The organism is Erythrobacter sp. W36 (assembly GCF_057364935.1).
Window position 1 is genome coordinate 648251 of the sequence record NZ_CP200281.1, and the last position, 22458, is coordinate 670708.

At 58.8% G+C, this 22458-nt stretch carries 23 protein-coding genes, 1 tRNA gene and 3 pseudogenes; 24 read left to right on the forward strand and 3 right to left on the reverse strand.

Annotated features, from left to right (window positions below; genetic code table 11):
* Positions 1–103: 103 nt before the first annotated feature.
* From AC0V6U_RS03210 to AC0V6U_RS03220, 3 genes and pseudogenes are all read left to right on the forward strand, one after another.
* Positions 104–861 (forward strand): annotated as a pseudogene (locus AC0V6U_RS03210) (phosphatidylserine decarboxylase).
* Positions 858–1334, forward strand: a complete 477-nt coding sequence (locus tag AC0V6U_RS03215; protein WP_472644780.1) for a CDP-alcohol phosphatidyltransferase family protein — start codon at positions 858–860, stop codon at positions 1332–1334. Before AC0V6U_RS03210 ends, AC0V6U_RS03215 begins: the two are co-directional and overlap by 4 nt.
* A complete protein-coding gene (locus AC0V6U_RS03220; protein ID WP_472644781.1) occupies positions 1303–1728 on the forward strand; it encodes a CDP-alcohol phosphatidyltransferase family protein in 426 nt (141 codons plus the stop codon). Before AC0V6U_RS03215 ends, AC0V6U_RS03220 begins: the two co-directional genes overlap by 32 nt.
* On the opposite strand, the gene AC0V6U_RS03225 is transcribed toward AC0V6U_RS03220, so the two are convergent.
* Entirely contained in the window at positions 1688–1957 is a 270-nt protein-coding gene (locus tag AC0V6U_RS03225; protein ID WP_472644782.1) for a hypothetical protein, read from the reverse strand. The genes AC0V6U_RS03220 and AC0V6U_RS03225 overlap by 41 nt on opposite strands.
* A 328-nt stretch (positions 1958–2285) precedes the next feature.
* On the opposite strand from AC0V6U_RS03225, the gene rpsB reads away from it, so the two are divergent.
* From rpsB to AC0V6U_RS03240, 3 genes are all read left to right on the forward strand, one after another.
* Positions 2286–3038, forward strand: a complete 753-nt coding sequence (rpsB, locus tag AC0V6U_RS03230) for a 30S ribosomal protein S2 (RefSeq protein WP_472639181.1) — start codon at positions 2286–2288, stop codon at positions 3036–3038.
* A gap of 113 nt (positions 3039–3151) precedes the next feature.
* Positions 3152–4078, forward strand: coding sequence for a translation elongation factor Ts (gene tsf / locus AC0V6U_RS03235; protein ID WP_472644783.1), 927 nt, complete (start codon positions 3152–3154; stop codon positions 4076–4078).
* Positions 4079–4402: 324 nt separating this feature from the next.
* Positions 4403–5062 (forward strand): hypothetical protein, encoded by a 660-nt coding sequence (locus tag AC0V6U_RS03240; protein WP_472644784.1) that lies wholly within the window; start codon positions 4403–4405, stop codon positions 5060–5062.
* On the opposite strand, the gene AC0V6U_RS03245 is transcribed toward AC0V6U_RS03240, so the two are convergent.
* Together AC0V6U_RS03245 and AC0V6U_RS03250 are read right to left on the reverse strand one after the other, a co-directional pair.
* Positions 5057–5806, reverse strand: a complete 750-nt coding sequence (locus AC0V6U_RS03245; RefSeq protein ID WP_486169369.1) for a hypothetical protein — start codon at positions 5804–5806, stop codon at positions 5057–5059. The genes AC0V6U_RS03240 and AC0V6U_RS03245 overlap by 6 nt on opposite strands.
* A gap of 89 nt (positions 5807–5895) precedes the next feature.
* Positions 5896–6726 carry a metallophosphoesterase gene (locus AC0V6U_RS03250; RefSeq protein ID WP_472644786.1) on the reverse strand — a complete coding sequence of 277 codons (831 nt, stop codon included), beginning with the start codon at positions 6724–6726 and terminating at the stop codon, positions 5896–5898.
* Between the two features lie 171 nt (positions 6727–6897).
* Between AC0V6U_RS03250 and pyrH the strand changes: the two genes are divergently transcribed.
* The 18 genes and pseudogenes from pyrH (at position 6898) to AC0V6U_RS03340 (ending at position 22458) form a co-directional block, all read left to right on the forward strand.
* Positions 6898–7620, forward strand: coding sequence for a UMP kinase (gene pyrH, locus AC0V6U_RS03255; protein ID WP_472644787.1), 723 nt, complete (start codon positions 6898–6900; stop codon positions 7618–7620).
* Between the two features lie 3 nt (positions 7621–7623).
* The gene (gene frr, locus AC0V6U_RS03260) at positions 7624–8181 is read left to right on the forward strand and encodes a ribosome recycling factor (RefSeq protein WP_472644788.1); all 558 of its coding nucleotides are present in this window, start codon (positions 7624–7626) and stop codon (positions 8179–8181) included.
* 12 nt (positions 8182–8193) lie between these two features.
* On the forward strand, positions 8194–8883 hold the full coding sequence (gene uppS, locus AC0V6U_RS03265) for a polyprenyl diphosphate synthase (RefSeq protein ID WP_472644789.1): 690 nt from the start codon (positions 8194–8196) through the stop codon (positions 8881–8883).
* On the forward strand, positions 8870–9616 hold the full coding sequence (locus tag AC0V6U_RS03270; protein ID WP_472644790.1) for a phosphatidate cytidylyltransferase: 747 nt from the start codon (positions 8870–8872) through the stop codon (positions 9614–9616). Before uppS ends, AC0V6U_RS03270 begins: the two co-directional genes overlap by 14 nt.
* A 7-nt stretch (positions 9617–9623) precedes the next feature.
* Positions 9624–10787 carry a 1-deoxy-D-xylulose-5-phosphate reductoisomerase gene (gene dxr / locus AC0V6U_RS03275; protein ID WP_472644791.1) on the forward strand — a complete coding sequence of 388 codons (1164 nt, stop codon included), beginning with the start codon at positions 9624–9626 and terminating at the stop codon, positions 10785–10787.
* A 16-nt stretch (positions 10788–10803) separates the two neighbouring features.
* Positions 10804–11913: an RIP metalloprotease RseP gene (gene rseP, locus AC0V6U_RS03280; protein ID WP_472644792.1), complete on the forward strand. Its 1110-nt coding sequence runs from the start codon at positions 10804–10806 to the stop codon at positions 11911–11913.
* A gap of 163 nt (positions 11914–12076) precedes the next feature.
* Positions 12077–14720: pseudogene (gene bamA, locus AC0V6U_RS03285) on the forward strand (outer membrane protein assembly factor BamA).
* On the forward strand, positions 14720–15412 hold the full coding sequence (locus tag AC0V6U_RS03290) for an OmpH/Skp family outer membrane protein (protein WP_472644793.1): 693 nt from the start codon (positions 14720–14722) through the stop codon (positions 15410–15412). The pseudogene bamA and the gene AC0V6U_RS03290 overlap by 1 nt, the downstream one beginning before the upstream one ends.
* Positions 15413–15460: 48 nt before the next feature.
* The gene (fabZ, locus tag AC0V6U_RS03295) at positions 15461–15946 is read left to right on the forward strand and encodes a 3-hydroxyacyl-ACP dehydratase FabZ (protein ID WP_472644794.1); all 486 of its coding nucleotides are present in this window, start codon (positions 15461–15463) and stop codon (positions 15944–15946) included.
* 221 nt (positions 15947–16167) lie between these two features.
* Positions 16168–16392: a 50S ribosomal protein L31 gene (gene rpmE / locus AC0V6U_RS03300; RefSeq protein WP_472639169.1), complete on the forward strand. Its 225-nt coding sequence runs from the start codon at positions 16168–16170 to the stop codon at positions 16390–16392.
* Positions 16393–16524: 132 nt separating this feature from the next.
* Positions 16525–16848, forward strand: a complete 324-nt coding sequence (locus tag AC0V6U_RS03305; protein WP_472644795.1) for a DMT family transporter — start codon at positions 16525–16527, stop codon at positions 16846–16848.
* A 286-nt stretch (positions 16849–17134) separates the two neighbouring features.
* A tRNA-His gene (locus AC0V6U_RS03310) sits at positions 17135–17211 on the forward strand.
* 77 nt (positions 17212–17288) lie between these two features.
* A complete protein-coding gene (locus AC0V6U_RS03315; RefSeq protein ID WP_472644796.1) occupies positions 17289–18356 on the forward strand; it encodes a Leu/Phe/Val dehydrogenase in 1068 nt (355 codons plus the stop codon).
* Between the two features lie 138 nt (positions 18357–18494).
* A pseudogene (gene ccmC, locus AC0V6U_RS03320) lies at positions 18495–19248 on the forward strand (heme ABC transporter permease CcmC).
* Positions 19248–19388 (forward strand): hypothetical protein, encoded by a 141-nt coding sequence (locus AC0V6U_RS03325; RefSeq protein ID WP_472644797.1) that lies wholly within the window; start codon positions 19248–19250, stop codon positions 19386–19388. Before ccmC ends, AC0V6U_RS03325 begins: the two are co-directional and overlap by 1 nt.
* Positions 19385–19867, forward strand: coding sequence for a cytochrome c maturation protein CcmE (ccmE, locus tag AC0V6U_RS03330; RefSeq protein ID WP_472644798.1), 483 nt, complete (start codon positions 19385–19387; stop codon positions 19865–19867). The genes AC0V6U_RS03325 and ccmE overlap by 4 nt, the downstream gene beginning before the upstream one ends.
* A 9-nt stretch (positions 19868–19876) precedes the next feature.
* Positions 19877–21931: a heme lyase CcmF/NrfE family subunit gene (locus tag AC0V6U_RS03335; RefSeq protein ID WP_472644799.1), complete on the forward strand. Its 2055-nt coding sequence runs from the start codon at positions 19877–19879 to the stop codon at positions 21929–21931.
* On the forward strand, positions 21931–22458 hold the full coding sequence (locus AC0V6U_RS03340) for a DsbE family thiol:disulfide interchange protein (RefSeq protein WP_472644800.1): 528 nt from the start codon (positions 21931–21933) through the stop codon (positions 22456–22458). The genes AC0V6U_RS03335 and AC0V6U_RS03340 overlap by 1 nt, the downstream gene beginning before the upstream one ends.

The following is a 22458-nucleotide window of genomic DNA, read 5'->3' on the forward strand; positions in this document are numbered from 1 at the left end:
GAGCTTTTTCGAAGGGCTGACCATCCGTAGCACAGCGATAAAGCTGGGTGCAGAAATCGCGGCATTGCTTGCGAGGGCGCAGCTCAGCTCCTAGATGGCACGCATGGCCGGAGAAATACTCGATAACGAAGGACGCGGTGATGTCAGCTGGAGCTGGCCGCCGATCCACCCTGAAGGACGCAAATATGGCGTGATTGCCGTTGCGATCAGCCTCTTCTTCCTCAGCCCATGGGTTGATTGGGAGATTATCGGCTGGCCGTTGCTGGCATTATCGGCCGGGGTGTTCGCATTCTTCCGCGATCCTGAGCGGGTTGTGCCGCAATCGGATAACTCAATTGTCGCGCCCGCCGACGGCCTCGTCTCGCTGATCACGCAGACTGAGCCTCCGCCCGAGCTGACCATTGATGATGGCTCGGGCACGCCGGGCCTACCCGAAGGGCCGGTCACTCGGATTTCGATTTTCATGAGTGTGTTTGATGTTCACATCAATCGTGCGCCCGTGGCTAGGCGCTATTCGCCGCGTGATCTACATCCCCGGCAAGTTCGTGAACGCTGATCTTGATAAGGCCAGCGAAGAGAACGAGCGCCAGCATATTCTGGTGGATCGCGGCGACGGCGTGCAGATCGGTTTCACTCAGATCGCGGGCCTTGTCGCGCGCCGGATTGTCCCATTCGTGAAGCCCGGTGACACGGTTGCCAAAGGGCAGCGCGTCGGCCTGATCCGGTTTGGCAGCCGGGTGGATGTCTATCTGCCGCATGGGCACAGCGCCTAAGGTTTTGCTGGGCCAGAAAATCATTGCGGGCGAAACAATTCTGGCTGAGCTTGGCGAGCAGAAATTGCTCGAAGGCATCTCTCAGTGAGTGAACCCACAGGTCTATCTGGGCAGGATGACAATCAGGCCGAGATAACCAAAGGCGCACCGCGCGTCGGGCCGAAGGCCGCCGAAGATGATGGCTTGCCCGGCGCGGCTGACCCCAAAGGTTTGTCGCTTAGGGCGATGCTGCCCAATGCGATTACGGCTGGCGCGCTTTGTGCGGGCCTGACCGGAATACGCTTTGCCATTACCGGAGAATGGGGTCTGGCGATCCTGGCCGTGGTTATTGCCGCCGTGCTCGACGGGGTGGACGGACGCATTGCGCGATTGCTCAACGCTCAATCGCGCTTTGGGGCTGAGCTCGACAGCCTGGCCGATCTCGCTTTCATTCGGCATGGCGCCTGCGATCATTCTGTATCTATGGGTGCTGCAAGACCTGCCGCGTTTCGGCTGGTTTGCCTCGCTCGCTTTTGCCATCTGCTGCGCGGTGCGCCTGGCGCGCTTCAACGCTCAGATTGATGTCGATGATCAGCCGCACAAGTCAGCGGGCTTTCTCACCGGAGTGCCAGCGCCCGTTGGGGCAGGGCTTGCGTTCCTGCCGTTCTATTTCTGGATTGAGACGGGCAATGATGCATTTCGCGATCCATTGCTCATCGCGCTGTGGCTGACGGTGATCGCATTTCTGCTGATTTCCAACATGGCGACGCTCAGCTGGGGCGCTCTGCGTCCGCGCCGGGCCATCAGGCTATCTGTGATTGTGATATCGGCGATGGCGTTTGCCGCGCTGCTGCTGGAGCCATGGTGGCTGCTGATCATACTCAGCATCGGTTATCTGGCGCTGATGCCGTATGGGTTGATCAAATACGGACGGATTAAGCGGCAGCGACGTCTTGCAGCGCAGACAGACGGTTAGGCAGGCGGCGCGCAAATGGCCGAGTGGCTGACCCGCGATAGCTGGGGGCCGCTGGGCGCAAGCGAACTTCGGTAGCTTCTACATGAGGGACAAAGCCCGCATCGGCGAGGCTGCGTTCACGCTGAAGCCCGATAAAGGCGTTGCGCAGGCGCAGCCCGCTATCGGTAAGGCTAACAAAAGCGCTCAGGGTCGCTGCGGTAAACAGGCTGGCCAGCAGATAGAAAATCATGGAATTGCTCCTTCACGCCTTCATTCGCTGGAACGCATGATCAGGTTACATACCCTGACGTTCCACATTTGTTCTGAGTGCCTTGTTTACGAGCTGTTCCATTGCGTCAAGCACTTTTGTTCCACTTGTGTTCCAAATGTGCTCTTTACACTAGATTTTGTGTGGGATGGGCGCTAATGGCCCCTCCATCGCAGGAACAGGCGAGGCGAATCGCTTCATCCTGATCGTGCGAAATTCACATGGAAGGCGCTTTATACCGGTGCCGCTGGAGGGCTCTCCACCAGCAGGTTCCTTGCCTTCCAGAGGACTAACCGGAAAGGAATTACCTATGGCGGCCACTACCGTCACGATGCAGCAATTGATTGAGGCCGGCGCACACTTCGGCCACCAGACTCACCGCTGGAACCCGCGGATGAAGCCGTATATCTTCGGCGCCCGCAACGGTGTTCACATCATTGACTTGTCGCAAACCGTGCCATTGTTTGCACGCGCGCTCGACTTTGTTGAGCAAACCACCCGCGCAGGCGGCAAGGTTCTGTTCGTTGGCACGAAGCGCCAGGCACAAGAGCCGATCGCTGAGATCGCCCGCGCGTGCGGCCAGCACTTTGTAAACCACCGCTGGCTCGGCGGCATGCTGACCAACTGGAAGACCATCAGCGGTTCGATCAAGGAAATGAAGTCGCTTGAGGAAAAGCTTTCGGGCGACACCAGCGGTTTCACCAAGAAAGAAGTTCTGCAGCTGACGCGTAAGCGCGACAAGCTGGAGCTGTCACTTGGCGGCATCCGCGATATGGGCGGCATTCCGGACGTGATGTTCGTAATCGATGCCAACAAGGAAGAGCTGGCCATTAAAGAAGCTGCTGTTCTGGGCATCCCTGTGATCGCAGTGCTCGACACCAACGTCGATCCTTCCAACATCGCATTCCCCGTACCGGGCAATGACGATGCAACCCGCGCAGTACGCCTGTATTGCCAAGCAATTGGCGATGCGGCTGTTGCTGGCCGCGGCGGCGCGGCTGCGGCTTCGGGCGCAGACATTGGCTCCATGGAGCAGCCACCTGCAGAAGCACCGGCAGCCTAATCACAGGCCGCCTCGTCAGCGCACGAAACGCGCGCTGGCACACTCACTGATACACGCGCCGGGCATCCTGATTGGGGCCCGGCGACCAATTTATTTTTTGAAGGAATTCAGAAATGGCCGATTTCACCGTCGCTGACGTGAAGACACTGCGCGAAAAAACGGGCGCAGGCATGATGGACGCCAAAAAAGCCCTCGTTGAAGCGGGCGGCGATATTGAAGCAGCTGTTGACGCATTGCGCGCCAAGGGCCTTGCAACCGCACAGAAGAAGTCCAGCCGCACCGCGGCAGAGGGCCTGGTTGGCGTCGCCGTATCCGGCACGTCGGGCGTTGCTGTCGAAGTGAACTCTGAGACAGACTTCGTCGCGAAGAACGACCAGTTCCAGGACTTCGTTCGCAAGACCACAGACGTTGCTCTGACGCTGGGCAGCGACGATGTCGAAGCGCTCAAAGGCGCGGCTTACCCAGATGGCGGCAACGTCTCTGACAAGCTGACCGACAATGTTGCAACCATTGGTGAGAACCAGCAGGTTCGCCGGATGAAGAGCGTTTCTGTCGAGAAGGGCTCTGTCGTTGCGTATATGCACAATGCCGCAGCCGACAATCTCGGCAAGATCGGTGTTTTGGTTGCTCTGGAAAGCGAAGCAGGCGCAGACGTGCTTGAGCCGCTTGGTAAGCAGCTGGCGATGCACATCGCCTCGATGTTCCCGCAAGCGCTCAACGCTGAAGGCCTCGATGCCGACGTGATCGCTCGCGAACGCGCAATCGCTCAGGAAAAAGCGGCTGAAAGCGGCAAGCCTGAGAACGTGCAGGAAAAGATGGTCGAAGGCGCGATCAAGAAGTTCGCTAAAGAGAACGCTCTGCTCAGCCAGATGTTCGTGATGGACAACAAGGCGACGGTTGAAGAAGTCGTCGCTCGCACCGGCAAAGAAGCTGGTTCTGAGATCGTCCTGAAGGACTACGTCCGCTTCCAACTCGGCGAAGGCATCGAGAAGGAAGAAGAAGACTTCGCAGCAGAAGTGGCTGCGACGCTTAAGGGCTAAGGCTCAAAAGTTCAGGTGTGAGTCCCCACGTAGGCGGGGACCGCATGCTGTTCCGAGACGAGAGAGGTTCCCGCCTGCGCGGGAACTCGCAAATACAATTTAGGGCCGTCGCAGCACCACGCTGCGGCGGCCTTTTTGTTGCAGTTGTAGTCTCTAGCCATCGCGCGCTTTTAGGTTCGATAGGTAGTTCCGGCTCGACAATGCTGGGCGCTTTAACCAGTGTCGCGGCGATGACCTCAAATTTGCAATCTCAGCCAATCACATGGCCCTGGCTCGCATGGACTTTTGCGGCGCTGGCAGGGTTTTTGGCGCTAAGCCAGTTTTATGGCTGTGACCGCAGGTTCGCCTGATGCGGCAGAGATCGGCGCGGCAGCGGCTCCTTTACTGGCGATAGGCCTGATGGGGGCAGGCATGATCGGAGCGGCAGCAGCCGGGCGGTTCTGGGTCGGCATTGTGCTGGCTGTTCTGGCGGGGTCTGGCCTTGCGATCTTGGCGCTCGCATTGGGAACGGCGAGCCTGCCGCATCCCGCTTTCACCGCGCTGGCCTTCCTTGTCGCAGCCGTCAGCTTTGCGGCGCGTGGGGCTCTTTTTGCGCTATCGGGAGGGGCGAAGGGCTGGTGGATTGCCTTGGCAGTGGTCGCGGGCGAGGCGGCAATCATCCTCACCGCATGGAAAGAGCCCGGCGCCTTGCCCGATTGGCTGCTCGTACTGCTGCCCGCGCAATGGGCGACCATGGCCATCGAAGCCTCGCTAACAGGCGCTGGCGAGCAGATCGCAATCGCTGCCTTGGTCGCGTTGGGCGGCACCGCAGCGGCGACAATGCTGGTGGCAAAACTATGGCCGCGCCGCTGGACCTATGCGGTGATGTTCACAACCTGGATCGCCCTGTCTGCGCTCGTTTGGCACAGCGGCTATGCGGAGCAGGCGCAGGGCGGAAGCGTGCAGGCTGGAACGCAGGTTATGGCGTTGGATGGTAACTCATGAAGTCGTCGTATTGGGAAGCCTGCCGATAACTTTTAGAACGGCAGGTAAAGCCTGTCGAATCGTGGCCAGCTTCTTTTTGGATTGGAGAATCATGACGGCAATTACCAGAAGCGTAACGGCTCGCGAGCGACGAACGTCAAGTTGCTGCCATGTGGCTTTGCTCTTCGGCAGTTCCTTGTCGCTCGCGTAAAGCAACCGATTTCGGGAGTTGGCCATCGCCTTCACCAGTTCTTTGATGCTCTCGAACTTTGAACCATGAGCTAAAGCTGCAAGCTCTTCTTCAAAAGCGTAGGCGTCTCCCATGCCGTGCTTTGAATGAACAAAGTCTAGCGGCTCTACAGGCTGGAACGCCACAGTGTCACCACCGCTAACGCCGAAGTTTGACAACGGGATTTTCAGATCAATTCGCACCTTCGCGAAGTCCATGTGAAGCTGAAACTCACTGAGGATTGGCTGTAAAGATGCTGAAAGCGCCAACATGCAACCAACAATTGCCCATTTGTGCTGATGGCTTCTGACATTGAGGCGGCTTGCATTCTCATACCTGCGATGATGCAGCGCAGATATCACAGCAGCGGAAGCTTCTTCTTCTCCGCAAATCGCCCGGAATGACGACATTTCTAGATCGACGTCGCGTAAGACCAGCGACTTTTCAAAATGGTTCAGCGTGCTGCCAATGCGCATTTCAACCGAGCGAGGCATCTTTTTGCTGAGTTTTTTTAGGCCTTTTGCCACTTCATCCAAGTCAGAGTCGACATCCATCGAGAATAGCTAGCGACTTGTTGCTCGGAATGAAACTTCCCTTGCAAGGGAAGTGTTTGCTTAGGCTCCTCTCACCGCCCCACAGCCCGCACCTCGATCAGCCAAATCTCGGGCTTCGTGAACAGGCGGATTGGCAGCAGGCTCGTCCCCAAGCCCGCGCCGGTGATCAGTGTTTTGCCGTGCTGCTTCACCACGCCGCAGGCGTAGAGATCGCCGTAGTCTGACATCGTCGCGGGCGCGCCGCCCCAGGGGTAGGCGATTTGTCCGCAGTGTGTGTGGCCGACGAGCACGAGGTCGAAATTCACCGGAACCTGAGGGAAGATGTCCGGGCTGTGGGTGAGCGCAATGCGCGGGCCGGTCAGCGCTGCCATCCCTTCCAGAGCCAGCGGCAGGTTCGCTTTGCCGGTGAAGTCATCGTCGATACCAGCGATGGCGAGCGGCCCGATTTGCGCCGCCTCATTGGCGAGAACGGTCATATTCTCAATTTTCGCAAGCTCGCTTTCAAGCCCGGGCCAATCGAACCAGTGATCATGATTGCCCGGCACCAGAACGGTGCCCAGCGGCGCGCTTAGCTCACCGAGCGGAGCGACAATTTCCTTGGCAGTGTAGATATGCGTGGCCGTGCGTTTCTCGCTCACCAGATCGCCCGCGATTGCGACCAGATCCGGCTCCAGCGCGTTTATCTGGGCGACGATTTCGCGCAGGCGGCTGGGCGGCATATCTGGCCCGGCCACGTGAATATCGCTGATCAAGGCAATGGTGATCGGCGCCGCGCCCGGGGCCAGCTCGTCGCTTTCGACAACGTGGCGCTTGGCGGCGGGCGCGCCCATCGTGTCGGACCATGCCTTTACGGCCAGTACCAATCCAATCACCAGAGCAAGCAAGAACAATCGGCGGATCATTGGGGTCCCTTTGTCGGCCTATCGCCAATCATCGAAACGCAGCATTCACAGCTTTTGCACGCTCATGCAAACCCCAAGGCGGCGCAATTACTGCTAATGCTCTTGGCATCATAGCGCCTGCCGGATAAGGGCGAGGGGCAAAGACACATTCTGCCAGAAAGCAAACGACCCATGGCCCTTCCCGAAATGAAACGCGTTCTCTTGAAGCTCTCAGGCGAGGTGTTGATGGGGGAGCAGGATTACGGGATTGACCCCGCCTATGTCGCTCGGCTGGCCGAGGAAGTGAAGGCGGCCAAAGACACCGGGTTGGAGATTTGCCTAGTCATTGGCGGCGGCAATATCTTTCGCGGCGTTGCGGGGGCTGCGCGCGGGCTCGACCGGACCACTGGCGATTACATGGGTATGCTGGCCACCATCATGAACGCGCTGGCGATGCAAAACGCGCTGGAGCAGGCGGGCGTGCCGACCCGGGTGCAATCCGCCATTCCGATGAGCACGGTGTGCGAGCCTTATATTCGCCGCCGTGCAGAGCGGCATCTTGAGAAGGGCCGCATCGTGATTTTCGCAGCCGGCACGGGCAACCCATTCTTCACCACAGATACCGGCGCGGCTTTGCGCGCGGCGGAGATGAACTGTGATGCACTAATGAAGGGCACCAGCGTCGACGGCGTCTATGACAGCGACCCGAAGACAAACCCGGATGCCGCGCGCTTTGATGCGATTTCCTATGACAAAGTGCTGTCTGACAATTTGAAGGTGATGGATGCAACCGCCGTTGCCCTTTGCCGCGAGAACAATATCCCGATAGTGGTGTTCTCAATCCGTGAAAAAGGGAACGTCGTGCGCGTGCTTGATGGCGGCGGCGTACAAACAATTGTGAAAGAGGAAGCCTGACCTATGGCTCAATACGATAAGGCCGATATCGAGCGCCGGATGAACGGCGCAGTGGAATCATTGAAGAGCGATCTGGGCGGTTTGCGCACAGGCCGTGCCAATGTCAGCCTGCTCGATCCGGTGGTTTGCGAAGTGTACGGCGCGATGATGCCGCTGGCCCAAGTGGCGACCGTTTCTTCGCCAGAGCCGCGCATGCTGAGCGTGCAGGTGTGGGACAAGTCGAACGTTAGCGCGGTTGAGAAGGGCATCACGAAGGCCAATCTTGGCCTCAACCCCATGACCGACGGTCAGACCGTGCGTCTGCCAATGCCGGACCTGACCGAGGAGCGCCGCAAGGAGCTCGCCAAGCTGGCAGGTGAGTACGGCGAAAAAGCTAAAATCGCTGTGCGCAATGTTCGTCGCGACGGGATGGAATCGCTAAAGGCCGATGAGAAGAGCAAAGACATCTCAGAGGACGAGCGCAAGCGCCACGAAGAAGACGTGCAGAAGCTGACCGACAAATATGTCGCTGAGATCGACACTGTCGTGGACAAAAAAGTGCAGGAGATCCTGACCCAGTAAGGTCAGGCTCTGATGGGGAAGCAATCAGAGGCCAGTCGCGCCCGGCATGTCGCGATCATTATGGATGGCAATGGCCGCTGGGCGAAGAAGCGCGCCTTGCCGCGCGCCATTGGCCATCAACGCGGTGTCGAGGCGGTGCGCGAACTGGTGCGCAATGTCGGCGGCATGGGCCTTGATTGCCTAACGCTCTATGCGTTTTCATCAGAAAACTGGAAGCGATCCGAAGACGAAGTCGATGATCTGATGAACCTGATGCGCGAGTTCATCAAATCGGACTTGCCGGAATTTGTCGCCAATGACGTGCGGCTAAAGATTATTGGCGATTGGCAGGGGCTGGCACCAGATATTGTCGCCATGCTCGAAGACGCTTTGGAGCAAACCTCTGGCGGTTCAAACACGCTGGCGGTTGCGCTCAATTACGGTTCGCAAAACGAGATCGCGCGCGCGGCGGCAAAGGCGGCAGCGATTGGTGATGTGACGCCAGCGGCGATTGCGGCGCATCTCGACACGGCGGATTTGCCGCCGCTCGATCTGTTGATCCGCACCAGCGGCGAGGTTCGCCTGTCGAATTTCCTGCTGTGGCAATCGGCCTATGCCGAAATGCTGTTTGTCGATACGCTTTGGCCGGACTTCAAACCGGCGCATTTGCAAGAGGCGTTGGATAATTTCGCGCAGCGGGAGAGACGCTTTGGCGGACGCTGATGGCATGACGGGCGCAGAGGCGGATAGGCCGACTTCCAAGAACGCAGACTTGCCGGTGCGGCTGGCCTCAGCCGTGGTGATGGTTGGCGTCTCCAGCATTGCGCTGTGGCTGGGCGGATGGTTCTGGATTGCGTTTGTCGCGCTGCTGGCTGGGCTCGTTCTGTGGGAATGGAACCTGCTGGCAAAGGCGTTTGCGAAATCGCCGGTGACCGAGGTACTGTGGTTGTTCTTTGGCGCGATCTATGTTGGCGGCGCGGCACTGGCCATGGTTGAGGTGCGGCAAAGCTATGTGCCGTTCTTTATGCTCATCGGGTTCATCCTGCCGATAATCGCGGTGGATGTTGGCGCCTATTTCGCGGGCCGCGCGATTGGCGGGCCGAAGATCGCGCCCAAGATCAGCCCGTCCAAAACCTGGGCAGGGCTGGGCGGCGGGATCTTCGCGGCCAGCGTGGTTGCGATTGCCGTGCAATACTTCTTTCCAGAGGCCGCCCATTTTGGCGCAGTTCCGCCGGAGGGCTTTAGTGCTGCGAACCTGATCGCGCCCGTGGCGGCCGGGACGCTAATCGCAGTGTTAGCACAGGCAGGCGATTTCTTTGAAAGCTGGATGAAACGGCGCGCAGGCGCGAAGGATTCTGGCAAGCTGATCCCGGGCCATGGCGGCGTGTTCGACCGGCTTGATGGCTTCATCGCCGTTTTCTTTGTGCTCGCATGCACGCGAATTTTCTTTGGGTAATGCGACGATGACCCGCTCGATAACAATTCTTGGTGCAACAGGGTCAGTGGGGGCCTCAACGCTCGATCTGATCCGGCGCAACCGCGATGACTGGCAGGTTGAGGCGTTGACCGCGAATTGTTCGGCAGAAGAGCTTGCCGCGCTGGCGCGCGAGTTTGATGCGCGGATTGCGGTGGTTGGCGATGAGAACTGCCTTGGCGATCTGCGCGCGGCGCTCGGCGATAGCGGGATCGAGGCGGCAGGCGGCGCTCAGGCGCTGCGCGATGCGGCGGCGCGCGGAGCCGATCTGACAGTGGCGGCGATTGTAGGCTGCGCTGGGCTCGCTCCAACGATGGCAGCGATAGAGCAGGGCGGGACCATCGCGCTCGCCAATAAGGAAGCGCTGGTTTCCGCTGGTGACGTCATGACGGCAGCGGTTGCGAAATATGGCGCGACCTTGCTGCCCGTCGACAGCGAGCACAATGCGATCTTCCAATGCCTCGCGGGCAACGACATTGCGGATGTCGCGCGCATCACTCTTACCGCAAGCGGCGGGCCTTTCCGTGAATGGACGCAGGCTCAGCTGGATGCGGCCACGCCAAAGCAAGCCGTCGCGCATCCGAATTGGGACATGGGCGCGAAGATCAGCGTCGACAGCGCGACGATGATGAACAAAGGACTGGAATTCATTGAGGCGCATCATCTGTTTCCAGTCGGCCTGGACCGCCTCGGGATCGTTGTGCACCCACAGAGCGTTATTCACTCCATGGTGGAATACAAAGACCGCTCAACTCTGGCGCAGCTTGGCCCGTCCGACATGCGCGTGCCGATCGCATCCTGCCTTGCGCATCCCGCGCGAATGGAAACGCCGATGGAGCCGCTCGATCTGCCCAGCATTGGAGAGCTCACATTCTTCGCCCCGGACGAGGCACGTTTCCCAGCCACCAGGTTGGCGCGTGAGGCGATCCATGCTGGCGGCGGCGGACCGGCCACACTCAACGCAGCCAATGAAGTCGCGGTTGCCGCCTTTCTAGCCGGTCAGATTGGGTTCACCCGGATTGCCGTAGTGGTCGAGCATGTCTTAAATCGTTATAGCGTGGCTGCGCCGCAAGGGTTGGACGATGTGCTGAGCATCGATGCCGAGGCCCGCGCGCGGACACGCGAATTGTTGGAAAGCTCTGAACTTGTTTGAATCGCCCCCTATCTGGATGTACGCCGCTGGCTTCATATTGCTGCTGGGGCCGCTCGTCACAGTGCACGAGCTGGGGCACTATCTGGTGGGCCGCTGGTTCGGCGTGAAGGCAGAGGCATTCTCGGTCGGATTTGGCAAAGAGCTGTTTGGCCGCACCGACAAGCACGGGACGCGGTGGAAACTCTCCGCACTGCCATTGGGCGGATATGTCCAGTTTAAGGGCGATATGGATCCAGCCAGCGTTCCCAATCCCGATGCTCCGGCAGAGCCGGGATGCTTTCAGAACGCGGCCCTGTGGAAGCGCGCGCTGATTGTCGCCGCTGGTCCGGTCACAAACTTACTAGTGGCAATCGCGATCTTTGCTGCCTTCTTCACGATCTATGGCCAGCCCAAGATCGAAAGCGAAGTCGACACCCGTCAGATTGGCGAGTTTGCCGAAGAATCCGCCGCGCGCGATGCGGGGCTGGAGGTTGGCGATTTGATCGTTGCGATCGACGGCGATGCCATCGCAGACTTTGAGGAGATTCGCGAGAATATCGCGCTTTATCCGAACAAATCGATTGTTATCGGCGTGGAGCGCGATGGCGCTCAGATCGATATTCCGCTGACCATCGCCAGCGTCGAGCAGACCGATAATTTCGGTAACACGGGCACAATAGGCCTGATCGGAGTTGCTCCGGTTGAGGCAGAATATGTCTTTAAAGACGTTGGCATTCTGGAATCCATCCCGCTCGCGGCCAGCCAATGCTGGGAAATCACCAAGATGATGGTGACCGGCATAAAACAGATTTTGGTCGGCGATCGCTCGATCAAAGAGCTGGGCGGGCCTGTAAAGATTGCCAAATTTTCTGGCGAGCAATTGAGCCTAGGCCTCGTCGCTTTCGTGAACTTCGCCGCATTGATCTCGCTTAATTTGGCATTCATCAACTTCTTGCCAATCCCTGCACTCGATGGTGGCCACCTGGCATTTTATGCTGCGGAAGCGGTTCGTAAGAAGCCAGTGGGACCACGAGCGACCGAATATGCATATCGCACCGGGATAGGTTTGGTGCTGGTTTTCATGGTGGTCGTAACGGTGAACGACCTCGTTTCGCTGCCGGTCTTCGGATCAATATTTGGCAGTTAACCGGGGAAAGGGGTCCGGTGAACGGCAATTGGCGGGTCTCTCCGCTTGATTGCGCAGGCAGCATCGGGCACAGGCAAATCTGTGCTGTAACAGCCTATGATGGGATCATGCCCCGGGGCAGGCGTGCGTGATTAGATACGGGTTAGACGGGAACACTTACTCAATGAATCGATGCAGCGAGACAGACGCCGTGTCTGCTAAGTCAGCCGGGCGGCTCTCCATTGCACTTTTGTGCACCAGCGCTCTTGTCAGCCTTCCGCAGGCGGCCTTGGCGCAGGATCAGGCCGAGCCCAGCGAAGCCGCAACCGCGCAGCAGGCAGAAGAGCAAGCCGAACAGGCTCCAGCGCCAGCGCCCGCACCAGCGGCCGATACGATCCGCTCGATCAGCGTGGTTGGCTCAGAGCGGCTCGAGTTTAGCTACAATTCTCAGCTATATCCGTCTGCGTGTGGGTCAGGAATACACCACGGCTGGCGCGGATGCTGCGCTTAAGGACCTGAACTCAACTGGGCTCTTCGCGAACTTCTCGATCCGCAATGATGGCGGCAACGTCATCATCAACATAACTGAGAACCCATTGATCAACCGCATCGTGCTGGAAGGCAATGAGCGGATCAAAAACGACAAGATCGTGCCTGAGATCAAGCTCGCGCCGCGGCAAATCTTTACGCGCTCGAAGGTCCGCGCCGACGTTGCTCGGATCATTGAGCTGTACAAACGACAAGGCCGCTTTGCCGCCACGGTTGAGCCGAAGATGGTTCAATTGCCGCAAAACCGCGTCGATATCGTGTTTGAGATCAGCGAGGGGCCGAAGTCCAAAGTTCGCCAGATCAACATCATCGGGAACGAAGAGTTTTCTGATGGCGAGCTGCGCAGCGAAATGGTGACGAAGCAAGCGCGCCTTACCAGCTTCTTCAGCTCCAACACCAGCTATGACCCTGACCGTCTGGCCTTTGACCAGCAGAAACTGCGTCAGTTCTACCTCACTGAAGGCTATGCCGATTTCCGCGTTGTCTCAGCCGTTGCTGAGCTGACCCCGGACAAAGAAGACTTCATCATCACCTATGTGGTGGAAGAGGGCGAGCGCTACAAATTCGGCAATGTCGAAGTTGAGAGCCAGATCCGCGATTTTGATGGCGATGCGCTTGCTGGCCGTCTGCCGATGCAATCCGGCGATTGGTATGATGCTAAATCGGTCGAGGACACGGTTGAGCAATTGTCCGATTTGGCCGGTACCTTTGGCTATGCCTTTGCAGATGTTCAGCCGCGTTTCGACCGCGACAAAGACAACCTGACGATGAACATCAACTTCATCCTACGTCAGGCGCCGCGCGTTTATGTTGAGCGTGTCGATGTCAACGGCAACACGCTGACCCAGGATAAGGTTATCCGCCGTGAATTCCGGATCAGCGAAGGCGATGCATTTAACTCGATTGGCGTTCAGCGGACTACCGCTCGGATTGCTTCGCTCGGCTATTTCCAAGAGAACTTTGAGGTCAACCAGGTTGAGGGCAGCCAGCCGGACCGGATTGTGCTCGAAGCAAACGTGCAAGAGCAACCAACCGGAGAATTGCAATTCTCCGCTGGTTTCTCATCGATTGAGAGCTTCATTCTCTCCGGCAGCATTCGTCAGCGGAACTTCCGTGGCCGCGGCCAAACCGTTGGTTTGAGCCTCAACTACTCGCGTTTCTCACGTTCAGCTCAGCTCAGCTTCTCAGATCCGTATGTGTTTGATCGTAACATCTCGGCTGGGGTCGACGTCTATCGCCGCGATTTCGAGAACCCGAGTTTCCTGCGCAACAACCGCGCGCCTTCGTTCGAGCAGGCGACAACAGGCTTTTCGCTTCGCGGCGGTGTGCCGCTGACAGAGTTCCTGTCACTGGTCGGTAGCTACACGCTCAATTATGACGATGTGAACTTGGGCGACCAGTTCTTTTCTGACAGCAATGGTGACGGCAATCTGACCTGCGATCCAGAGCTTGCTGGACGTTTCCTATGCGATGCGCTGGGTGAGCGATTGAGCTCAATTCTCGGGGTAAGTCTGGCGTATAACACGCTGAACTCTCGCATCCGCCCATCACGCGGCGCAAATATCAACTTTACGACCGAGTTCGCCGACTTGGGAGGGGATGTGAAATATCTTCGCCTTCGCGCCAAAGGTACGCAGTACTTTAACATTGGTAGCGGCTTCATCTTCTCGCTTAGCGCGGAAGGCGGCTCGATTATTCCGTTGGATGATCGTCCGGGAGTAGGCGTCGATGATGTATTGCTGACTGATCGTTTCTTCCTGGGTGAACCGCAGATCCGCGGGTTTGATATTCGCGGTGTTGGGCCGCGTATCCTGCGCCGCCCACTCGATAATGACGGCAATCCCATTCTTGACCGAGATCAATCGCGCGATGATGCGCTTGGTGGTCGCAAGTTCTACTTGGGCCGCGCTGAGCTGGAAATTCCGCTCGGCACTGGCGCAAGGGAGCTTGGCCTCCGGCCATCAATTTTTGCTGATGTTGGCGCATTATGGGGGATCACGGATCCGCTGCTTGTTTCGTCACCGCAGCTTTTTCAAGAAACCGATGGAACAATCACATCTGATCCCGTCGCGGCTGATGGAACTCCAAACGCCCTGTTCCGCACAGGCTTCCAAGAAGTGTTCTTGGGCGACTCCCCATCACCACGTGTGACTGTCGGCATCGGCGTCAACTGGAATTCACCCTTTGGACCATTCCGCATCGACTTTGCGCATGCATTGCGCAGTGTCGAAGGCGATGAGACCAAAACATTTTCATTCAACGTAGGAACTCAGTTCTAATGAAATTCTTTGCTAAGTCGCTCGCGATTGCGGGCCTCACTCTGTCTGCAGCCGTTGCTGTGCCTGCAACCGCTCAGGTGCAGGGCAATGTCGCGACCGTCGACACCGCGCGTGTTGTTATCGGCACCACCGCTTTCCAAACCGCTTACCAACAGATTTCGACTACCTATCAGTCGCAAATCGACACGCGCCGCGCGCGCAATCAAGAGCGTCAGACGCTGCTGCAACAGCTTGATACGAATAACGACAATCAGTTGGACGAGGCCGAGCAGGCAGCGGCAGCAAACGCCACGCAAACCACGCGTATCCAGGCGATTGACCAGGAAATTCAAACGCTGACCGCGCAAATCGATGGTGCGCGTGTCTATGCGGTTGAGCAAATTCTCATGCAATATTCCGCTTCGCTGCAAGAAGTGGTGCAGGCGCAATCGATCCAAATGATCGTATCGCCTGATGCAATCATCTATGCGCCGCCTCAGGCCGATATCAGCCAGCAAGTAACCGCTGCTCTCAACGCAAAGGTTCCAAGCGTCACCATCGTGCCCGCTCAAGGATGGCAGCCAAACCGCAATTCGGTCGCTGTGTTCCAGCAGATCCAGCAAGTGCTGCTGCAGGCTCAGGCCATTCAGCAAGCGCAGGCCGCTCAGCAGCAACAACAGCAGCCAGCAGCGCAGGCTCCTGAAGGACGCTAAGCCCAATTGGGCTGAGCAGCAGCAACAGATAACGTAAGGGGGCAAGGCATGAGTGAGGGTTCGGAAACACCGGCCAGCGCGGAACAGATAGTGGACTATGACATCCACAAGATCCTGAAAGCACTGCCGCACCGTTATCCATTGCTGCTGGTTGACCGGGTTCGCACCATTGATCTGGGCGAGCGCATCCATGCGGTGAAAGCCGTGAGCATGAATGAGGAGTTCTTTCAGGGGCATTTCCCTGGCGCTCCGATCATGCCGGGTGTGCTCCAGATTGAAGCTTTGGCTCAGGCGGCGGCGATCCTTGGGATTGAAACGCTGGAGCTTTCGGGCACCGGTAAGCTGGTGATCTTCATGGGGATTGAGAACGCAAAGTTCCGCGCGCCAGTGACACCGGGCTGCTTGCTCGATCTCAATGTCGAATTCCTCCAGAAGCGCAGCCGGGTCTATAAGTTCAAAGGCAAGGCGAGCGTTGAGGGCAAAACCTCTTGCGAGGTTGAGTTCACCGCGATGATTGCTGACCCGCCTTCTTGATTAGGCTTCAAGCGCCAGCGTTCGCGTTCGCTCACTTTGCTTTCCTCGCTCAAGCGACCTGACGGTCGCATCGCTGCGGGCGGGCACAAGGCCCTTGCGATCACTTTGTGATCGTATCGAAACTACTCTTGCATTTTTGAGCAGGAGCGCTAAACGCGCCGCTTCTCAATTCAACAGCGCAGCCGGTCGGTACCGGCGAAAGCTACGAAGGATATACCGCCATGAAGGCCGATACACACCCAGATTATCACATGATCACGGTCAAGATGACCGATGGTACAGAGTTTCAGACACGCTCCACCTGGGGAAAAGAAGGCGACACTCTGGCGCTTGATATTGACCCGACCAGCCACCCGGCTTGGACTGGCGGCAAGCAGCAAATTCAAGAAGGCGGCCGTGTTGCTGCGTTCAACAAGCGCTTTGGCGGTCTTTCGCTTAAGAAATAAGTGCTTAGTGAAATTTGCGATGGCAACATCGCATCAATGGGGCGGTCCTGCGGGGCCGCCCTTTTTGTTTGCCCAAAGGTGCCTTCAAAGCCGCCATTGCCAATCACCCGCGCAGCGCTAGTCTCTGCGGGCATGAACGCATGGGTCTTTCTTGGTATCGCCATCGTGCTGGAGGTGACCGGCACATTCCTGCTCAAGCTGTCGAATGGCTTTGAGAAATGGCAGTGGGGCGTGCTCTCCATCCTTTGCTATTCGGCGTGTTTCTGGATGCTTGCGCCCGCGATGAAAGTGATCCCGGTGGGCATCGTCTATGCGATCTGGTCTGGCGTGGGGATCGTGGCGATCAGCATAATCGGCATTTTCGCCTTTGATGAACGGCTGAGCGCGCTGCAATTTGCCTTTATCGGTATGATCTTGATCGGGGCAGTTGGCCTCAATCTCACCGTTCAGCACTAGGGCGCTGTTGAGGCGCGACTGCACCGCGTGCAGGCCTCGCAAATAGGCGGCCAAAGATTCGCGGAAACCCGGTCCAATTCGCGCATCGCCAACGCGGCCCAAAGAACGGAGCGAAATATTCTTGCGCAAATGCGATTTCCGCGCAGTTTTCGCTTCACACGGGTCTGTGTTTGTGCAACAGGCTCGCCCCGCACGCAAGCGGCCTTGACCAGGCCGTCAGCACGCGTAACACGCCCCCCTGCGTAGGCTTGGCAGCGACTTAGGTTGCGTTGAGACGGGGCATATGGCGATCGTAGCTCAGTTGGTTAGAGCGCCGGTTTGTGGTACCGGAGGTCGGGGATTCGAGCTCCCTCGGTCGCCCCATTTTCCCCCTTCAATGCCCCCTTTCGATGCGTGGTCATGCAAAGCGCACCGCCAATTGAACTGGGGCTTGATCGCTGATGACCGCATTCTGGACCGAACCGGACTTTGACGAACACGAACTCGTGCAGGTCGTGCACGAGCACAAGAGCGGTTTGACCGCCATTATTGCCGTGCATTCGTCGCATCTCGGGCCAGGTGCAGGCGGCACGCGGTTCTGGCATTATCCCAATCCCAAAGATGGCCTGCGCGACGCGCTGCGCCTCAGCCGCGGCATGAGCTACAAAAACGCGATGGCTGGCTTGCCTATGGGCGGCGGCAAAGCCGTTATCCTGGCCAATGATGCGCGCACCAAGACGCCTGAAATGCTGGCCGCATTCGGCGATGCTGTTGAAGCACTCGGCGGCCGCTATGTGACCGCAGAAGACGTCGGCATCAGCGAGGCCGATATGGTGGCCGTGGCCAAGCAAACCGCGCATGTATCCGGCCTACCAGTAGAGGGCGAGGGCAATGCTGGGGGTGACCCCGGTCCGTTCACCGCGATGGGCATTTATCACGGCATCAAAGCCGCCGTTCGCCATAAGCTAGGCAAAGACAGCGTCGAGGGCGTGCATGTGGCCGTGCAGGGCACGGGCAGCGTTGGCGCCGGTGTTGCGCGCTTGCTGGCAAAAGATGGGGCGAAATTGACCCTCGCAGACATTCACGCCGACCGCGCAGCGGAATTGGCGCGCGAATTGGGCGGCGAAGCTGTCAGCGCGGACGCGATTATGAGCACATCCTGTGATGTCTTCAGCCCCAACGCGCTCGGCGCGATACTGGATGAGGAGGGCATTGCCCGTCTGGATACGCCAATCGTCGCTGGCGGCGCGAACAATCAGCTGGCCCGCGCAGAGCACGGCAAAGTGCTGGCGGAGCGCGGAATTCTCTACGCGCCGGATTACGTCATCAATGCAGGCGGCATTATTTCGGTCGCGCTGGAATATCTCGCGCGCCGCAATGGCACCCCGGGTGACATTAATGACGTTCGCAAGCGGATTGCGCAAATCCCTGAACGGCTTGAGGAAATCTGGCTCAAGAGCGAGGAAACGGGCGTATCTTCCGACGTAGTTGCCGACCGTATGGCGCAAGAGCTGATCGGCCGCGGCTAGGCCTTTTGGCTCGCTCAACCTCGCGTTTCTGCCGCGCGAATTGCCGGTGTTTCATGAAGCTTACCGGGTGTTGATAATTTTGCGCCTTGCCGCGCGGCGAGGGTACGCTAAATCAGCGGCGAACAAGCAACGGTATTTATGCACGGCTACGCCAACCCAACCCGTTTTCTCTCCCTTGCCCGCTGGCTTACGCCAGTGCTGCTGCTCAGCGGGATTGTGCTGTCCGTGGGCGCGGTCGCTTGGGGGCTGTTCGTCGTTCCGCCTGATCGGTTGATGGGTGAAACGGTCCGCATTCTTTATATTCACGTGCCATCGGCATGGCTCGGCATGGGCGGTTGGACCGGCATTGCGCTGTCCAGTGCGGCGCTGCTCATTTGGAAGCACCCGCTCGCCGCGATTGGCGCGCGCGCAGTTGCAGTGCCGGGCATGGTGTTCACCGCAATTTGCCTTGCGACCGGTTCCATCTGGGGCTAGCCCACCTGGGGCTCCTGGTGGGTGTGGGATGGCTAAGCTTACCAGCATGCTGGTGCTGCTCTTCCTTTATGCAGGCTACATCGCTCTGGCTCAGGCCAGCGCGCGCGATGGCGGGTCGAACAAGATCGTGGCGATTTTCGGTATAGTCGGCGCGATCAACATTCCGATCATCAATCGCTCGGTCGTGTGGTGGAACTCGCTGCATCAACCGCCCAGCATCACCGTTGGTAAGAGCGCGATTGCGGGTGAATTCCTGATCCCATTGCTGATTGCTGTGCTTGGTTTCTCGCTGCTGTTTGGCGGAATTGTGCTAATGCGGATGCGCGCGCTGATCGCGGAAATGCAGGTTGAGGCGCGCCTGCGCCGCCGCGCGCTCGAAGATGATGTGCCTGTTGCCGCTTCTATGGGAACCAGCTGATGCGTGAAGCGCTCAACCAGTGGGACTACGTAATTGCGGCCTATGTGGTCGGCATTGGCGCCTTGATCGCAGTGACGATTTGGGCGTGGCAAAGCATGCGGCGGGCTGAACGCCGCCGAGATGAGGTGAAGCGGCGATGACAGAGACAAGCACAGGGCTACGCGCGAAGCATCAGCGGATGGTGCTGGTTGTGATCGCGATTGTCGCGGTTATCGCGGCGGGCCTGCTGGCTGCCTATGCGCTGCGCAATCAAGCGAACTTCTTCTATCTGCCGGAGCAAATGAGCGCGAACCCGCCAGAGGCGGGCAAAGCGGTGCGGCTGGGCGGGATGGTACAGCCCGGCTCGCTCGAGACGCTGGATGATGGGATCACGGTCGCCTTTGTCGTTACCGGTAATGAAACCGCGACCATTCCGGTGCGCTACAGCGGTATCTTGCCTGACCTGTTCGTGGAGGGCTCCGGCGTGGTCGCCGATGGCAGCCTGCAGGAAAACGGCACTTTCCTCGCCACCAACTTGCTGGCGAAACACGATGAGAATTACGTGCCGCGCGAGCTGGAAGGCTTGGAGCAGCATCAATCGCCTGAGCAATCCTACACCACCACGATGTACACGGATTAAGGTCGCCTGATGATTGCAGAGATTGGCCTTGCTGCCCTGTGGCTCGCCGCTGCGCTTGCCGCGCTGCAATTGTTCGCAGGCGTTCTGGCGCTGCGCCAGGAACAGGGCGAGGATGGCGAGCTGGCGCGATTGATGCGCCCGGCGGCTATGGTTCAGGCTTTGCTCGCGACGCTCGCGTTCTTCATGCTGATGTGGTGCTTTGCGATCACCGATCTGTCGGTGAAACTGGTCGCGGCAAATTCGCATTCGCTAAAGCCGATGCTCTACAAAGTGACAGGTACCTGGGGCAATCATGAGGGCTCCATGCTGCTGTGGGTCGCGGTGATGGCGCTGTCCGGCGGGCTGATCGGCTGGCTGGAGAAGCGCTTGCCCGTGCGCACGATGCAGGCAACTTTGGCGACGCAAGGCTTCGTCGCGCTCGGCTTTTACGCCTTTCTATTGCTCAGCTCGAACCCGTTTGAGCGCCTGCCCATTCCAGCGCCAGAGGGGCAGGGGCTGAACCCGCTGCTGCAAGACATTGGCTTGGCGCTGCATCCGCCGACGCTCTACATTGGCTATGTCGGCCTGTCGGTTGCCTTCAGTTTTGCGATTGGCGCGCTGCTGACCCGGAATGTGACCCCGGAATTTGCGCGCGTGATGCGGCCATGGGTGCTGGGCGCTTGGGTGTTCCTGACGCTGGGCATTACTGCTGGCAGTTATTGGGCCTATTACGAGCTTGGCTGGGGCGGCTGGTGGTTCTGGGACCCGGTTGAGAACGCCTCTTTGATGCCGTGGCTTGCAGCGACCGCATTGCTGCATTCGACCAGCGTTCTGGCCGCACGCGATGCTTTGCGCACATGGACGATCATGCTCGGCGTGGTTGCATTCTCGATGAGCATGCTGGGCACCTTCCTCGTGCGCTCCGGCGTGCTCACCAGCGTCCATGCGTTCGCCGTCGATCCAGAGCGGGGCAGCTTTATCCTGGTCCTGCTGGCGATCTACATCGGCGGCAGCCTCGCGATCTTCGCTTTGCGTGCTGGCACGGTGGCAGAAGGCAAGCGCTTTGCCATGTCCAGCCGCGAGGGCGCGCTGGTGTTTAACAATGTCATGCTGTCCGCAATCCTCGGGATTGTGCTGCTCGGCACGCTCTATCCGCTGCTGACGGAGGCGTTTGATATTCGCGTGTCCGTTGGCCCGCCGTATTTCAATCCGGTCAGCGCGATTTTCGCCGTGCCGATGTTCCTGGTGATGGCCGCTGGCCCATTAATGCGATGGCGCGAGGATAAGCCTGCGCGCATTCAAATGGAGCTAGCGATTGTCGGCGCGATCATTCTTGGCGTGCTGGTGCTGGTCGCGGTGCTGGGCGATTATTCCGTCTTGGCAATCCTTGGCCTCGCATTGTCGGCGGGCCTTGCGATCGCATCCTTTATGCCGCTTCGGGGACGAAAGCTTTCGCGCGTGCCGCTGGCGACATGGGGCATGGTGCTGGCGCATTTCGGCGTCGCGGTGTCACTGTTCGGCATGGCCAGCGAGAGCGCCTTTACCAAAGAGCGTTTGTCGGCGGTAATCGCAGGCGAAAGCCAGCAGGTGGCCGGGTGGAACATCACCTTGGAAAGCGTCGATCCGATTGCAGGGCCGAACTGGACCGCGATGGAGGCCCGAGTACTGGCACAGCGCGGCGAGGGCGAGGCCGCTGTTATGATCCCGCAAGCGCGCAATTTCTGGGCTCCTGCGCAGGCCACCAGCGAGAGCGCTTTGCTCACCCGCTGGGATGGGCAGCTCTACGCCGTTATTGGCGATTCCGCCGGGGTTGATGCCAATGGCAATCAGCGCTGGCAGCTGCGCATCTGGTGGAAGCCGTTTGTGACCTTCATCTGGTATGGCGGCCTGCTGATTGCGTTTGGCGGTACGCTGGCGATTATTGGCCGGGTCAGTGCAGACTTGAAACGCCGCCGTGCGGTACTGCGCGGCACCGAAAAACGCGCTGAAGCCGAAGCATTGAAGCACGGTGAGCTGGGCGAACCAGCGCTTGCCAAGGATGCGCAGGGTAAAGCGCACAATGAAGCGCCCGGGGAGCCTGCCTGATGCGCTGGACTTTATGGATACCTTTGGGCCTGTTCGTCTTTTTCTTGGGACTGGCAGGATATCAGCTGACCCAGCCGAAGGATGATCAAATCCCCTCGGCCATGGTTGAGAAGGCCCTTCCTGAGTTTGAACTGCCCGCGGCGGTGGAGACCATGCCCGGCGCATCGCGTGCGGACTTTATCGGCGGCAAGCCAAAGCTGCTCAACATCTGGGCGAGCTGGTGCCTGCCGTGCATTGCCGAGGCAAAGCAGCTGGAAGTGCTGGAGGGGCAGGGCGTTGAGATCATCGGCGTCGCGATCCGTGACAAGCCGGAGGACGTGGCAAATTTCCTCGAGCGCTACGGCAACCCCTACACCCGCATTGGCAAGGACGATATCTCGTCACTGATGCTGGAAATTGGCGCATCTGGCGTGCCGGAGACCTATGTGATCGATGCCGAGGGCGTGATCCGTTATCAGCATATTGGCGACATCAGGTTGGAACATATTCCGCTCCTGCTGGAAGAGCTCAAGAAGGCGGAAACGTGA

Excerpts from the sequence above, each read along its gene's own strand:
- AC0V6U_RS03225 (WP_472644782.1), bottom strand. The coding sequence starts at position 1,957 with ATGATTTTCTATCTGCTGGCCAGCCTGTTTACCGCAGCGACCCTGAGC.
- rpsB (WP_472639181.1), top strand. The coding sequence starts at position 2,286 with ATGGCGGCCACTACCGTCACGATGCAGCAATTGATTGAGGCCGGCGCA.
- tsf (WP_472644783.1), top strand. The coding sequence starts at position 3,152 with ATGGCCGATTTCACCGTCGCTGACGTGAAGACACTGCGCGAAAAAACG.
- AC0V6U_RS03240 (WP_472644784.1), top strand. The coding sequence starts at position 4,403 with ATGGCTGTGACCGCAGGTTCGCCTGATGCGGCAGAGATCGGCGCGGCA.
- AC0V6U_RS03250 (WP_472644786.1), bottom strand. The coding sequence starts at position 6,726 with ATGATCCGCCGATTGTTCTTGCTTGCTCTGGTGATTGGATTGGTACTG.
- pyrH (WP_472644787.1), top strand. The coding sequence starts at position 6,898 with ATGGCCCTTCCCGAAATGAAACGCGTTCTCTTGAAGCTCTCAGGCGAG.
- frr (WP_472644788.1), top strand. The coding sequence starts at position 7,624 with ATGGCTCAATACGATAAGGCCGATATCGAGCGCCGGATGAACGGCGCA.
- uppS (WP_472644789.1), top strand. The coding sequence starts at position 8,194 with ATGGGGAAGCAATCAGAGGCCAGTCGCGCCCGGCATGTCGCGATCATT.
- dxr (WP_472644791.1), top strand. The coding sequence starts at position 9,624 with ATGACCCGCTCGATAACAATTCTTGGTGCAACAGGGTCAGTGGGGGCC.
- rseP (WP_472644792.1), top strand. The coding sequence starts at position 10,804 with ATGTACGCCGCTGGCTTCATATTGCTGCTGGGGCCGCTCGTCACAGTG.
- AC0V6U_RS03290 (WP_472644793.1), top strand. The coding sequence starts at position 14,720 with ATGAAATTCTTTGCTAAGTCGCTCGCGATTGCGGGCCTCACTCTGTCT.
- fabZ (WP_472644794.1), top strand. The coding sequence starts at position 15,461 with ATGAGTGAGGGTTCGGAAACACCGGCCAGCGCGGAACAGATAGTGGAC.
- rpmE (WP_472639169.1), top strand. The coding sequence starts at position 16,168 with ATGAAGGCCGATACACACCCAGATTATCACATGATCACGGTCAAGATG.
- AC0V6U_RS03305 (WP_472644795.1), top strand. The coding sequence starts at position 16,525 with ATGAACGCATGGGTCTTTCTTGGTATCGCCATCGTGCTGGAGGTGACC.
- AC0V6U_RS03315 (WP_472644796.1), top strand. The coding sequence starts at position 17,289 with ATGACCGCATTCTGGACCGAACCGGACTTTGACGAACACGAACTCGTG.
- AC0V6U_RS03325 (WP_472644797.1), top strand. The coding sequence starts at position 19,248 with ATGCGTGAAGCGCTCAACCAGTGGGACTACGTAATTGCGGCCTATGTG.
- ccmE (WP_472644798.1), top strand. The coding sequence starts at position 19,385 with ATGACAGAGACAAGCACAGGGCTACGCGCGAAGCATCAGCGGATGGTG.
- AC0V6U_RS03335 (WP_472644799.1), top strand. The coding sequence starts at position 19,877 with ATGATTGCAGAGATTGGCCTTGCTGCCCTGTGGCTCGCCGCTGCGCTT.
- AC0V6U_RS03340 (WP_472644800.1), top strand. The coding sequence starts at position 21,931 with ATGCGCTGGACTTTATGGATACCTTTGGGCCTGTTCGTCTTTTTCTTG.